13 protein-coding genes and 1 pseudogene are annotated in these 13,422 nt (G+C 45.0%); 8 read left to right on the forward strand and 6 right to left on the reverse strand.

Annotated features, from left to right (window positions below):
- Nucleotides 1–183 precede the first annotated feature (183 nt).
- The gene (locus MKZ13_RS04620) at nucleotides 184–1,362 is read left to right on the forward strand and encodes an alanyl-tRNA editing protein (protein WP_221818842.1); all 1,179 of its coding nucleotides are present in this window, start codon (nucleotides 184–186) and stop codon (nucleotides 1,360–1,362) included.
- 106 nt (nucleotides 1,363–1,468) lie between these two features.
- Complete coding sequence (locus tag MKZ13_RS04625) at nucleotides 1,469–2,773, forward strand: DUF1963 domain-containing protein (protein WP_339182185.1); 1,305 nt, start codon at nucleotides 1,469–1,471, stop codon at nucleotides 2,771–2,773.
- A 73-nt stretch (nucleotides 2,774–2,846) separates the two neighbouring features.
- On the opposite strand, the gene MKZ13_RS04630 is transcribed toward MKZ13_RS04625, so the two are convergent.
- Both MKZ13_RS04630 and MKZ13_RS04635 read right to left on the reverse strand, forming a co-directional pair.
- Complete coding sequence (locus MKZ13_RS04630; RefSeq protein WP_339182188.1) at nucleotides 2,847–3,194, reverse strand: DUF1801 domain-containing protein; 348 nt, start codon at nucleotides 3,192–3,194, stop codon at nucleotides 2,847–2,849.
- Complete coding sequence (locus MKZ13_RS04635; RefSeq protein WP_339182190.1) at nucleotides 3,191–3,766, reverse strand: GNAT family protein; 576 nt, start codon at nucleotides 3,764–3,766, stop codon at nucleotides 3,191–3,193. Before MKZ13_RS04635 ends, MKZ13_RS04630 begins: the two co-directional genes overlap by 4 nt.
- A gap of 255 nt (nucleotides 3,767–4,021) precedes the next feature.
- On the opposite strand from MKZ13_RS04635, the gene MKZ13_RS04640 reads away from it, so the two are divergent.
- The 4 genes and pseudogenes from MKZ13_RS04640 to MKZ13_RS04655 all read left to right on the forward strand — a co-directional run.
- A complete protein-coding gene (locus MKZ13_RS04640; RefSeq protein WP_221818846.1) occupies nucleotides 4,022–4,477 on the forward strand; it encodes a GNAT family N-acetyltransferase in 456 nt (151 codons plus the stop codon).
- 167 nt (nucleotides 4,478–4,644) lie between these two features.
- Nucleotides 4,645–4,773, forward strand: a complete 129-nt coding sequence (locus MKZ13_RS04645) for a hypothetical protein (protein WP_260632561.1) — start codon at nucleotides 4,645–4,647, stop codon at nucleotides 4,771–4,773.
- Between the two features lie 137 nt (nucleotides 4,774–4,910).
- The gene (locus tag MKZ13_RS04650; protein WP_339182194.1) at nucleotides 4,911–6,263 is read left to right on the forward strand and encodes an amino acid permease; all 1,353 of its coding nucleotides are present in this window, start codon (nucleotides 4,911–4,913) and stop codon (nucleotides 6,261–6,263) included.
- 75 nt (nucleotides 6,264–6,338) lie between these two features.
- Nucleotides 6,339–6,466 (forward strand): annotated as a pseudogene (locus tag MKZ13_RS04655) (IS3 family transposase); the annotation flags it as partial.
- Nucleotides 6,467–6,618: 152 nt separating this feature from the next.
- Here the strand turns inward: MKZ13_RS04655 and MKZ13_RS04660 are convergent.
- Nucleotides 6,619–7,506 carry an SDR family oxidoreductase gene (locus MKZ13_RS04660; protein ID WP_339182196.1) on the reverse strand — a complete coding sequence of 296 codons (888 nt, stop codon included), beginning with the start codon at nucleotides 7,504–7,506 and terminating at the stop codon, nucleotides 6,619–6,621.
- A gap of 307 nt (nucleotides 7,507–7,813) precedes the next feature.
- Nucleotides 7,814–8,161: a helix-turn-helix domain-containing protein gene (locus tag MKZ13_RS04665; protein WP_313771415.1), complete on the reverse strand. Its 348-nt coding sequence runs from the start codon at nucleotides 8,159–8,161 to the stop codon at nucleotides 7,814–7,816.
- 444 nt (nucleotides 8,162–8,605) lie between these two features.
- On the opposite strand from MKZ13_RS04665, the gene MKZ13_RS04670 reads away from it, so the two are divergent.
- A complete protein-coding gene (locus MKZ13_RS04670) occupies nucleotides 8,606–10,360 on the forward strand; it encodes a HAMP domain-containing methyl-accepting chemotaxis protein (protein ID WP_339182201.1) in 1,755 nt (584 codons plus the stop codon).
- Between the two features lie 114 nt (nucleotides 10,361–10,474).
- Here the strand turns inward: MKZ13_RS04670 and MKZ13_RS04675 are convergent, their stop codons facing one another.
- Nucleotides 10,475–11,386, reverse strand: a complete 912-nt coding sequence (locus MKZ13_RS04675) for a LysR family transcriptional regulator (RefSeq protein ID WP_339182204.1) — start codon at nucleotides 11,384–11,386, stop codon at nucleotides 10,475–10,477.
- Nucleotides 11,387–11,719: 333 nt separating this feature from the next.
- On the opposite strand from MKZ13_RS04675, the gene MKZ13_RS04680 reads away from it, so the two are divergent.
- Nucleotides 11,720–12,763 (forward strand): 2,3-butanediol dehydrogenase, encoded by a 1,044-nt coding sequence (locus MKZ13_RS04680; protein WP_339182206.1) that lies wholly within the window; start codon nucleotides 11,720–11,722, stop codon nucleotides 12,761–12,763.
- 140 nt (nucleotides 12,764–12,903) lie between these two features.
- Here the strand turns inward: MKZ13_RS04680 and MKZ13_RS04685 are convergent, their stop codons facing one another.
- Nucleotides 12,904–13,416: a GNAT family N-acetyltransferase gene (locus tag MKZ13_RS04685; RefSeq protein WP_339182208.1), complete on the reverse strand. Its 513-nt coding sequence runs from the start codon at nucleotides 13,414–13,416 to the stop codon at nucleotides 12,904–12,906.
- Nucleotides 13,417–13,422 lie beyond the last annotated feature (6 nt).

A 13,422-nucleotide genomic window follows, 5' to 3' on the forward strand; every position in this document is an offset into this window, starting at 1 on the left:
ATCAATGCCGAGCATCATCCTGCAAAATTTTTCTTTCTTATTCAAAAAGTATTTTCGCTCACAGAGCGTTATTTTGGATATGGAAAGCGATTTTGTATGCCATAAATTGGCTTGAGGGTTCCAGATAGTGTAATCTGGAGATTATGAAAACCCATTTGAACGAGAAGGGATCGAGATGATTCAATGACGCAAAAAATCTATTATGACTCTGCTTATACAAGAGAGTGGCATACAACGATTACAGGCAGAGTGGACAAGGAAGACGGCGTATATGTCACGCTGGCGGAGACTGCTTTTTACCCGCATGGGGGCGGACAACCTTGTGATCTGGGACAAATTGGCGGCATCGCTGTTCTGGATGTGAACATCGAAGAGGGCGAGGTGTGGCATAAGCTGGAACGCACCCCTGAGCAGAACGAAGTACATTGTGAGATTGACTGGGAGCGAAGATTCGATCATATGCAGCAGCATACGGGTCAGCATTTGTTATCGGCAATCACGCTAAAGCTGACGGAAGCGATGACGCTCAGTTTCCATCTTGGTACGGAGTATGACACGATTGATGTGGCTGCGGCTGAACTGGGAGCGAATCAATTAACCGCCATTGAACAAGAAGTGAATCGTCAGATCTATCGTAATGCTCGCATCAACACGTCCTGGGTTACAGCAGAAGAGGTTGCACAATTACCACTGGTGAAGCAGCCTACGGTAACGGAAGACATTCGCATCGTTGAGATCGAGGGTGTGGAGTATAACGCCTGCGGTGGAACTCATGTGTCGGCGACAGGTGAGATCGGCATCATCAAACTGTTGAAAACCGAAAAAGTGAAGGGCAGCACCCGCATTTATTTCAAATGTGGAACAAGGGCGCTGAATGAATTCACAGCTACACAAAATGTGCTCAACAGCATCATGGTTAAATTAAAGACCAGTAAGGACGAATTGTTGGAGCGCATTGAGAAAATGGAACTGGAGCAAAAGCAGCTGCAAACTGAGCTGAATGCAGTGAAAACAACCAATGATGCCTATTATGCGGAGGAACTTCTGGCCGCTCGGCAAGGGCTGGTGATTGCTCAGGTCTTTGAAGACAAATCGCTCAAGGATATGCAGAGCCTGGCCACCAAGCTGACCGCAGACCATGAGGGGCTTGTACTCTTTGTGAGTATCTCGGAGGCCAAAGTAGTTCTGGCACAGAACGGCCAACCGCCTGAATGGGCTTGTGGACCTTTCTTCAAAGGCAATCTTGGAGCATACCAAGGCAAAGGTGGCGGCAGTGAAAAGATAGCTCAGGCAGGCTTTGCCAGCAGTGAAGATGCGCTTGCCTTTTACGAATTCACCAAGGACCAGTTGGGACATCACTGATTGCGTCTTGCGATATAAGACCGACAGCATTTAAATATGGAGTAAGGGACAAACACGTCACATTGTGGCGTGTTTTCCATTGCCGATAGTTGAAGGAGGTTGGAATATGACAGAACGAATTCCGTGTATACGGGAGGGGTGTGCAAATACCGTTTTACCAACAACAGCAGCGAAAACGGGTGGTTATTGCATGCCTTGCAAACAGGAGATGGAACGTGAGGAGCGCCAGAGATACATTGAAGCGAATCGACGTGACGTGAACTTGTATGCAGGTATCACAGACCCGGTCGAAATTTTGAAAATCATGCACAAACCTCAGGTTCGCGATCCACTAATTCGTTATACACCCTATGAACAATCCGAGGAACAGGTATATCTGTCTTTGTCTGTAGAGCAACAAGATCAGATGAAGGATTACGCGATGCAACGGATTTGTACAGGTGATGAAGATACGGGCAAAGACATTCTGGTATATCTGGTCTGCTACCATGATATATCGTTGACTGCTGAAATTCCTGAGCTGCTGGAACAGGAGATCTATTATCCTGCCATTTTGTATGAAGGTGCCTCGGGTGAGGTTCGTGATCGTCTCTTGCAGCAGGTGAACACCGATGATGAGAATCGGAACCATATTTTGCTCATGCTGGCCCATATCGGGGATGATGTTGTCGTGCAGCAGTTCCGGCAATGGAGAGAGTCTCCGCCATCTTGGGCGAGCGAATTGTACGTGGCGCCAGAGCATTACACCACTGAAGCTGGTTGGGAGCTTACAAAAGACGGGCAGCGCAGGGAATTATTCACCACCCCAAGTTATTCACTCTATAAAGTAAAAGAGAATGAAGGAGCTAACGTGGAGTTAACCGGAAATTCACTATCGATGCTGAACCCTAGCAAAAATTGCTGTCCATGGTGTGGCAATGCGTTAACCACCTTAATTAGTCTGGATGTTAAACATCCCGCTCTGAAGGACGTGTCTTGGCATGCCCAGCAACTTCAGATACAGACTTGCGTGATATGCAGCAGTTACGGTGTGGTTAACATGGAGATGGATGCAGCGGGGGAACCGCTATGGAGTTCACATAATGTCATGCCCGTGGGAGCGGACGACATTGACCCGGAGGACGATGTAAAACTTACACCAGATATGGGCCGACAGTTTCGGATTGCAAACGCACCACGTCATGTATTCCATGCCAGTGAGTGGGCGATGGAACCATCGCTATCTCAGGTCGGCGGCCATCCAGGATGGGTTCAGGATGCGGAGTACCCAACATGTCCACGCTGTTCCACGAGAATGAAGGCTGTCGCACAACTGGATTGGGGCGAGGTTGAGGAATATGGTGAGGGTATGTATTACATGTTCATATGTGAGCCTTGCCAGATTACCGCCGTATCGTACCAGCAATCTTGATGGTGGAAGCAATGAGGCATCCCGTAAGTTCTTGAACTTCATGGGATGCCTATTTAATATACGTCAGATTTTCCTACAATTCTGCAGATGCCTGCTTCAGCAGTCCCGACAGCCATTCATAATCCGGCGTATCTTTTTCCTTGAGCTTGATCGTTTTGCGCTCTTCCGGGCCTTCGAATATCCCATCGGGCAGATCGAGTCCGGTTGCATGGAAGATGGTGAGGGATACGGCCTGTTTGGATGGCGAGATGACCGCAGCGTACTTCCCGTTTTTTAGAAAATGAGGTTTCTTGTATTGCACGCGTTCCTGAACGTCAGGGATGGAATCATGTACCAACTGACGCAGTTGTTCAGCGATTTGTACTTGCCAGGGGATCTGAATCTGTTCAATAAACTCAGTGACTTCTGCATTCTTGGTCATGCTTGTTCACCCTCCGTATGGATCTGATTGTGTGCTTCCCATTCTGGTCTTAGAATTCCCATCATCAAGCGGTCGTAACGCTTACCATCACGATATACAGCTGAGCGTGCCCGACCTTCCAACTGAAAACCAACCTTCTCATAGGAACGGATTGCTTTGGCATTGTAGGCGATGACGTCGAGGCCAACCCGGTCCAGATTCATCTCATGGAACGCATATCGTAAAATAAGATTCAACGCTTCCGTACCATATCCCTTGTTACGATGTTTGGCAAGTCCGATGCCAATAGCAAGTTGTCCGCAGCGGTTATTCCATTCAATGCTGTGAATGACGACAAAACCAATCAGCGTATCCTCTTCATGCGTGCGCAGTCTGAAGTAAACTTCCTTGTTCTTCGTTTCGCCCTCATCTTCCAACTGTTTCTCTGAATAGGGAATGGCCAGATCAGTATCCACATTCCGAAGGTACTCCGGGTCTTCGTTCCATTGCAGCATGGTCTCCACGTCTTCAGGACGTGGGGGCGTCATTTTTAATCGTTGGCTATAAAACAGGTTGTCCGTACTTAGTGTCATAGGGGTCTCCTTTAAAATAGGTTAAGATGGCTTCACCTTGGTTTCACATTTAACTCTATGTATAATTCGCAATAGACCTCGCCCCTTTGGCATCTGATAGCCTCATCATACTGGAAATTATAGGTGAATCACAATAGCGTATTTCAGTGGATATAAGCAACCTCTTGTCATAAAACCTAACACGGTAGTAAGATGAAATGATTGATATACATTCAGTGATAAAAACAATAAAAATGTCGGCGGGAGTGGTACGTTATGGAGATCAAAGTGGATGATTTGAGTGGAGTCCAAGTTAAGGCTTTAATTGCGGAGCACTTGCAAGGGATGGCGGTAGATTCGCCTCCAGAGAGTATACATGCGTTGAATCTGGATGGACTCAAGAAGCCCGAAATTACTTTCTGGTGTGCTTGGGAAGGGGGCGACTTGCTCGGCTGCGGGGCTATCAAAGAACTTGATTCAGACCATGCAGAGTTGAAGTCGATGCGTACCGCTTCGGCTCATCTGAGAAAAGGCGTAGCGAGAAAAATTTTGGCTCATATTATGAAGGTTGCCACAGACCGTGGTTATAAGCGAATCAGTCTGGAGACGGGTTCAATGGATTCATTTATCCCGGCACGGAAATTGTACGAAGACTTCGGTTTCGAATATTGCGAACCATTCGCAGATTATATATTGGACCCGAACAGCATGTTTATGACAAAAACAATCTAAGTGGAATCGCATGAGAAACCAGAATTCTGTTTTTTTACAGGATGCTGGTTTTTTTTATTGTGCAACATATCGTACATTTTAAGAGTTGGAAAACGAGTAGAATAAACTAAATAATACAGCATTAAAGCAACGTGGCCTTGTGACGAAGAATGTGGAGGGAGTCGTGCATGATATATTGGTTGTTCGATCATATGAATCCGCTGTTTGCTGTCTTTATGTTATGTCCCATCATTGCTGTGGTGCTAACCTGGATTGTGCACAGATTGCTTCATGCGATTGTGGGGTATAAAACATAGGTTATGTCCCTATACGTTTGGGATGAATTGGCCATAAGGAACTTCTGGGCTGATTGATGGACAATAGGGTATACTGGACATTATGTCTATGAAACAAGACAGCATTACAGACGTTTTTTACATCAGGAGGACTTGAATTGGCTCAGACAGAAGGAACATTACAGAAGAAGCTTAAACCAAGACACATCAGTTTTATGGCTATGGGTGGTGTCATTGGAACAGGGATTTTCAAAGGTAGCGCAGAGACGATTGGACTCGCAGGTCCGGGCGTGATTGTCACGTACATTTTTGCTGGATTATTGCTGCTGGTTGTTATGGCCGCGATGGCTGAGATGGCTACGGTGTACAAGAACAAAAATATGAAAGACTTCGTGCAGGAGGCATTTGGTAGCCGAGTATCCTTTGTTATGGGATGGATGTATTGCTTTCTATGGTTATCGGTATGTGTCATTGAGGTGATTGCTGCCGGGAGTTTTTTGCAGTATTGGTTCGCGGAAGTACCGCTGTGGATGCTGAGTCTGGCTTGTGCGGCGTTCATTATACTCGTTAATCTGTTAAGTGTAGGTGTGTTCGGGGAATTTGAGTTTTGGCTGGCCGGGATCAAAATTGCCATGATCATTATTTTTATCTTCCTGGGTGCAGGGTTGATCTTTGGTATTATCCCAAGTGATAACACGCCATATCTGCAGAATTATACGCAAGCAGGGGGCTTCTTCCCGAACGGATGGTCATCGATCTTCTCGGCACTGCTTGTGGTTATGTTCTCTTACGGGGGATCGGAGCTGATTGGTCTGACCCTGACCGAGACGGAAAATGCAGAAAAAGTTATGCCCAAAATCGTGGGCAATTTCATGCTCAGAATTATTCTGTTCTTCACCTTGCCGATTCTCATCATCTGTGGTCTTATCCCATGGAATGAAATTGGGCCGGAGAGCAGTCCGTTTGTACAGGTGCTTGCCTCTACAGGCCTGCCGGGAGCAGCACATATAATGAACTTTATTTTGGTGACGGCAGTTCTGTCTGCTGCGAATTCAGGGATTTATGGTGCATCTCGGATGATGCACTCCATGGCAGTGGGCGGGGAAGCTCCGAAGGCATTGTCACAGACCAATCGCAACGGTAGCCCTGTTAACACACTTCTGGTGTGCTCAGTAGTTTTGCTTGGAGGTTCCTTGCTTGGCCTGTTCGCGCAGGATCAACTGTTCCGCGTATTGCTCGCAGTTCCGGGGTTTGTCGTAATCCTTGTGTGGATCTGTATTGCCTCATCACAGTTGAAACTGCGGAAGAGATATCCGGTTCAACCGACCTTCAAAGTCTGGGGATTCCCTTACATAACCGGAGTCGTGGTACTATGTCTTAGTGTGATTGCGGTGATGTTTGTGTTTGATGAAGGTAATCGGTTCAGTATTAGCATCTGTCTTGCCGTGCTCGCGTTGTTGATTATCTGGTCCCTGATTCGATTCAGGAAGACGAATGGACGAACAGTTTAGTATGGTTAGGTAGTCATAATTAATGAGAAAACTTTATAAGTAAGATAGGGACTGCTTTCAGCAGTCCCTATTTTATACACTTCTAAGCCCTTCAACAGTAAACTGAAACAACTTGGAATGCTAAGAAGTCACTCTAGGCGTGAGAATTGCCTGGACAATGCCTGTATCGAGTCATCTTCTCTCATTTAAAGACTGAGAAAATTACTTGAATGAAGCAGTTAGCAAAAGCGGATGTTGAGCAGCAAGTGAGCGAATATATTTTGTTCTATAACCAGAACCGCTTGCTAGAATGGACATTAACACGTTCGAAATAACTCTGACTTTTCTTAGAGTCAGGTTAGTAACATGTCAGCTTTCAATCTTCAACTTTAGAAAACTGAGATTTGATTCTAAAGAATTCCTTATATGTCATTGGTTTTCGGCCAATCAGACGTTCAAGATCCCCAGATGTCTCCGAGAATTCTCCAGTGTTGATTCCTCGCACCCAACCTAATAAGAAATCAGTCATAAGAACAGGTAAGCCATTTGTTACCATAGTGTCTATATATTCTTTTTCGCTAATTGCCTCATAAGGGATATTTATCTCACTAATCTCCGAGAGGGCTGCAGCGATGTCTGCAAAAGAGCTTCCCTCGCTGCCACTTAGAGTATATGACTTATTTTCGTGCCCGTTTTGGGTGAGAACGGCTACGATGGCTGCCGCCAAATCATCCAGAGATGCAGCGGCTACTTTACCGGAACCCTCTGGTACTCGCACGCCAACTTTAAGCGCATCTCCGAAATACGAATGCATGACTTCAAGATACGGTGGATTCCGCAGAATGGTATAGGCTAATCCAGATGCTTTAAGTGTTTGTTCAGCAAATAGGTCTGACGTCGATACTTCGGGCACAATAAGATTTGAATTTTCTCTTCGTATGATCGACGTGAAGAGGACTTGTTTAACACCAGCCTGCTTTGCAGCTGCGATTACATTGAAATGTTGCGTATTGCGGTCGGTAAATGCTTGCGCGGAAATAAGCATCACTTTTTCAACACCACTAAATGCTCGCAGAAGGGAGTTATAATCAAAATAGTCGCCTTGGTAAGCTTTCACACCTTCTTTAACAAACCTTTCCACTTTATCAGATTCCGGATTACGGACCAATATAGCGACCTGACTTGACGGAACTTTTTTAAGAAGAAGCTCTAGTGTCCTGCTGCCGAGATTACCTGTTGCTCCAGTAATAAGTATTTTACCCATATTAATACCCCCTTTGGACTTTTATTAATATACTGCTGTAAATCTTACAATTAGAAACTAATCTAATCATTACTCTCCGATCGTCCACCAGTTGTATGACCATAGACTGTCGCAGAAAACTCCTTCCTTACCAGGTTTAAATTTTGAAACGCATATTAGAATTACTATTTTTTGATTTTCTTCATGGTCACAAGTCTCATTATGTACCATGTATTACTTTTAAAATAGTACGTACTTTTAGGTTATATAGTAACTAAAAGGTGATAATTGGGACGAAGTACAAAATAACTTGGTTTTTGAAATTACTCTATTCTACATTTATTCTCTGATATTCATCCTTGCTCAATGTCTTCTCTGCATAATTCTTACCCCATTCACAAAGAGCTCGCAGAGTGGGTTCAAGTGACATACCCATTTCTGATATTGAATATTCCACTTTTGGTGGTACCTGATTATACATTTTTCTTATAACCAGATTATCACCCTCCAACTCCCGTAATGACTGGACTAACATTTTCTGAGAAATTGTTGGCATGAGCCTTTTCAATTCACCGGTCCGTTTAGGACCTTTTAATAAGTAATACAGAATAAGAGGTCTCCACTTTCCGCCAATGACATCCAAGGTAATTTCCAGATCACAATAAAAAGTTTTCAATTGAGAAACACCATCCCTCATTTAATTTCCATTATTATAGTACATGTGTTGATTCAATCTGAAAAATGCAATCTCCGTGTAAAGGATGTAAAGAATGAACTTTATATTCAACACAGATGACTCAATAGTGTATACACAAAACTCCTAATACCGAATAAACATAACTCATAAATTCCTTATGAAAGAAACCTGTAATTAATATCTGCATGGTCAGTTATAATGACGCAGATTTTGTTTGGCAAACAAACTGAGATAAAGCCTAAATGCAGTTCCAATGAACAAAGCTATCACGGCTATGATAGCGTTTTTACGTTAACCCAATATTTTCTTGCCTAATTCGACATATTCGTTTACTATTTTCCCATACATAGTGCTTCAAGCATGCGTTTTTTGGGTAGCGCCTAGTCAAAAAGGCTTGGGTTCACGGGAGAGGAAGAGGAGCGGATGATTGGTTTTTTTAGAAAACGTTTGGTTGTGCGCATTGTTGCAGTAGTCATACTGGTCATTACGATTATAGCCGTGGGAAGCATGCTGTTACAGGTGGCCAATATGAAACTAGCTGCACAGGAGGCCATTTCGAGTTACAACATCCAGATTGCTCAGAGTTATGTGAATCAGCTGGATACAGCATCTTATGCCGAGTTTGCCAAGGACCCCAAGGAGAATGACGAATTCTTTAAGATTCGTGATGAATTGGATGACTTTCGCGTAAGCATTGGTGCAATGTATGTGTATTTCGTCAAAATAGATGAAAAAGGTACGCCACTTATTATGGTGGACGGCATGAAGGATGCAGATAAAGCCTCACCGATTAATGAAGTAACGGATGTCCCTCAGGAGGCTGTTCAGAAGCTGTTGCAGGGGCAAACAGCCAGTTCTTCGATCATTAACAATGAGGAGTACGGAGACTATATTTCCTCTTACGCTCCCATGCTGGATAGTAATGGCGCTGTAACAGGTATAATTGGTATTGATACGGCGGTATCGGTGATCGGGAGTATTGAATCGGATATTATGAAATCGAGTATTCCTTTCTATGCTTTGTTACTTTTAATTACACTTATAGGCATTGCTGTTGTCACGTGGTTTATCGTAAGAGGACTGCGACCACTTCAACCGCTGAAGGCGAGTGTGGAAAAGATGGCACAAGGTGAGCTTGCAGAAGCTAATCGAATTCTGACGTCGTATCGTTTACGCAGCCAAGATGAGATTGGAACAACATACCAAGCGATGATACATATGTCCGGGAACTTGAATAAGATTGTGAGTAACATGGTTGAAGGCGTAGCAGTAACCACAGATATTTTATCAGAGTCAACGAAGGAATTTAATCGTAGTACCGAAGAGATGCTTGAGATGGGCAAGACGGTTGATCAGTCTGTCGAACAGATTAGGCAGGGCGCACATACGCAGAAGCAGGGTGCGAGCGATAGTGCGCATGCGATGGAAGAGATCGCAAAAGGCATAACGGATATATCCGAATCCTCGATGGTTGTATCAGATGCAGCAACAAGTGCACTTGCTACGGCGGAGTCCGGTAAACAGAGCATGACACTGATGAAAACACAGATGGAGAGCATCTCAAATGTCTCAAGTGAAGTTGTAGCGATGGTCCAGGTGCTGAATAACTACTCCCAGGAAATTGGTGGTGCCCTGCACATGGTTCGTGATTTTGCGAGTCAGACGAAGCTGCTTGCGCTTAATGCATCCATTGAGGCAGCACATGCAGGAGAACACGGCAAAGGTTTTGCGGTTGTGGCGGATGAAGTTCGGAAGCTTGCAGAGGCCTCAAGCACATCCATGGAACGGATCTCCGACTTGCTGCTTCGTATTCAACAAGAATCACAACAGATTGGCTCACAGATGGGGGTTACTGCAACCGAGATTGGACAAGGGGTTACAATTACCGCAGAAGCGGAGCAAGCTTTCGCCCATGTGGTTGATGCGTTCCAACTGGTGACCAGCCGCATTCAGGAAGTCTCCGCTGCGGCAGAGGAAATCTCGGCAGGATCGGAAGAGGCTGCAGCCTCCGTCAATACGATCTCGCAGATATCAGCCGGGGTATCGGATCATTCGGATGAAATCTATCGCTTGATGCGTGAACAGTCGGCCATGTTCAACAGAGTGGCGCAGACCTCAACCATGTTGGAGCAGCAGACGAACGAGATGAGTGAAGCCGTACGCAAAGTTAAAGTATAGTTTGAGTAAGGTGTAGTAATAGTAACGCAAGAGGTAGTCAGAAAAGTGTTCCACTCTTGGAGAAGTTGGTGTTCATCCCAAACTTCATTCAAAGGGTGGAGCACTTTTTTAGATTTAAACTGTTAAATGATCCAGCTCTATCGCCTGTCTGAAGCGTCGGGCGAATCGTTCTGCGGCTACGGCGACCTCCTTGGATTCCGTCTGCACGAAGCCAATTTGCATTTTCGGTTGATCAATTCCAGCGATCTCTACCATCTTCACCAGACCTTCTTTCCATAAGAGATTTTGGTGAAAGGAAAAGTCGTGACCAATTGTGGCGGCAATATCGTTTCTTAACACCATGTTGATGGCTTCTGAATTATTTGTTTTGAACAGAATGGACAGAGATCCATGATCATACGTGAATTCCTTGATGAAGTCTTCAATGAAACCATCTCGATACAGTGCCAGTTTGTGTTCTTTTAATTGATCCGGTGTAACGCGGCTGTGCTTGGCAAGTTCAGACAGGTGATGAGTACCGACGACCAGCTTGCCCGAGTACATGGGACTGAAGTGAAGTCCATCGAATTCCCGCAATTGTTTCGCATAGATCGCGATAAAGCCCAGATGGGTTTTGTTGTTGCGAATATCTTCGATGATTTCCATGGACCCTTTCTCTTCAATGGAGATGTTAAGTTGCGGGTGCTCACGCTTCATATCCGCAGCAGACTGGACAAGATAGGGCATGACACTTGGAAAAGTAGCCACATGAAGCTCTCCGCTAAGAGAGGAGGCTTCTGCGTTCAGGGATTTCAATTCATCAATCCGCTGCAAAATGTCCAGTGCCTTGGCAATGAATTGTTTGCCTTCGGGAGTGGGATGAGTTCCCTGCCGCGAGCGTTCGAACAGGATGATACCCAATTCTTTCTCCAGACGATGAACCGATTGGCTGATCGCCGATTGTGTGACATGTAGATGCTCCGAGGCGGCGGAGAATGATTTCGTTTTCGCAATTTCAACGACATATTCGAGCTGTTCCAGATTCATGATTTCATCTCCGTTTAGCATTAATACAACTAATGTTAACATTAGTATCTATAAATATGAATAATACATGAACAGCGATATAATATATAGACAAGCGTTATAGTTCTTTACTATATAAGTAGAACCTTAACTTTTACACCAGAAACGCAGAGTGCAGAACCAATCTGAAGAAGCAGAGCGTGCGCCTTTATCACCGGATTTTTCCCTTGGATCAAGGGAATGAAGAAAATCCGGGGATAAGAGCGATCGAAAGATGGTACTGCAATCAGCGTGATCAGGTGTAACATATCTAGTTCAACTTATATAGACAATCATATAAAGGGGATGGACTTCATGAAAGCAGCAGTATGGTATGCCCATAAAGACGTGCGTGTAGAAGAGCGGGAGGTTCCGGTTGCTCAAGCGGGTCAGGTCAAAATTAAAGTGGAATATGCAGGGATCTGCGGCAGTGACTTGCATGCCTATCATCATGGTGTGGGGATTCAAGAAGGCGAGAATCATCCGCTCTCAGGACAAAAAGCACCGCTGACACTGGGTCATGAATTTGCAGGAACCGTGAGTGAATTGGGAAGTAATGTAAGCGGTATCAGCGTAGGGGATCGTGTTGTGGTAGAGCCGTTGTACCACTGTGGAAAATGCGAATACTGTATCCAGGGTCGTTATAACCAATGTACTCAATTTGGATTCGTTGGACTGAATGGTGATGGTGGTTTTGCAGAGTATGTTGTTGTTGAAGCATACATGGTTCATCCCATACCGGATAACGTATCTTTCGAAGAAGGCGCGCTCGTAGAGCCTACGGCAGTAGCCTTTCACGCGGTTCGTCACAGCAAGTTGAAAGTGGGGAACAAGGTAGCTGTATACGGAGCAGGTCCAATTGGATTATTGACCATTCTGTCTGCCAAAGCAGCAGGAGCCTCTGAAATCTATGCAGTTGATGTATTTGGGGAACGTCTGGACCTGGCAGCCAAGCTGGGAGCGATTCCGGTGAACAGTGCCAAAGTCAATGCAACCGAGGTGATCTTGCAACAATCGGGTGGCATCGATGTGGCCTATGAAGCAGCAGGTGTGCAACCAACGATGGACAGCGCCATTGCGGTGGTCAAAAAAGGTGGAGAAGTTGTTGTCATCGCTGCGATACCCAATCCGCTTCAAGTGAACTTCTTCGATCTTCTGGTCAAAGAAGCGAATCTGACGGCAACGCTGGCTTATCGCCACATTTTCCCTGAAGTAATTTCATTAATTGCGGAAGGATCTCTCGATGTGAAACAGGTCATTACCAAGAAAATCAAACTGGACGACATCGTGCAGGAAGGACTTGAACTGTTGATGAGCGACAAGAGCCATGCGAAGATTTTGGTGGAGATTGGCGGCTAAAAAAATCAATAGCGATGCATCATTTCAGATGCTGATTGATCATTTATAAACGTAGAAAAGACCGTCATGAAGATGATCGGTCTTTTTTACATTTCATTCTCGGCTGGCTGATCCCGTGTTGCTGTTACCCAACACTATCACTAGGAATCATAACGGTAACAGATCGCCTTGCCCCCGCCACTCTCGGAGCTGAATTCCTCATCCTCTGTAAATCCAAAACGCTCATATAAACGGATGGCATTGACCATCTGACCGCCCGTATATAAATACACCATATTTTTGCCCATTTCTTTGGCAGAATCTACGCATTGCTGGAGCAATACTCTGGCAATCCCGTGACCTCTCCATTTTGGATCAACACCCAGCAGCCGAATAAACGGATAATCAATTGGCAATTCAAAGTTGGGATAAGCGTTGCGTGCTGTTTCGAATAATTGGACTGTACCAACAATCTGATCATCAATCTTCGCGATCCATAATTGTGTCAGGTACGGATTAACCACAGACTCTCGAATATCTTTTAGGCAGGCCTCCCATCGTTCATTTTGCTCAAAAGTCTCCCGATACTCGGCATAACTTGCAACAAGGATATCTACAATCTCTGGATGGTCTGCTTCTGTGGCAGGATGAATCGTAACGGCAGCCGTTGTCATTGTATA

The organism is Paenibacillus sp. FSL R5-0701 (assembly GCF_037973995.1).
In the GTDB taxonomy this organism is placed as follows: Bacteria; Bacillota; Bacilli; order Paenibacillales; family Paenibacillaceae; genus Paenibacillus.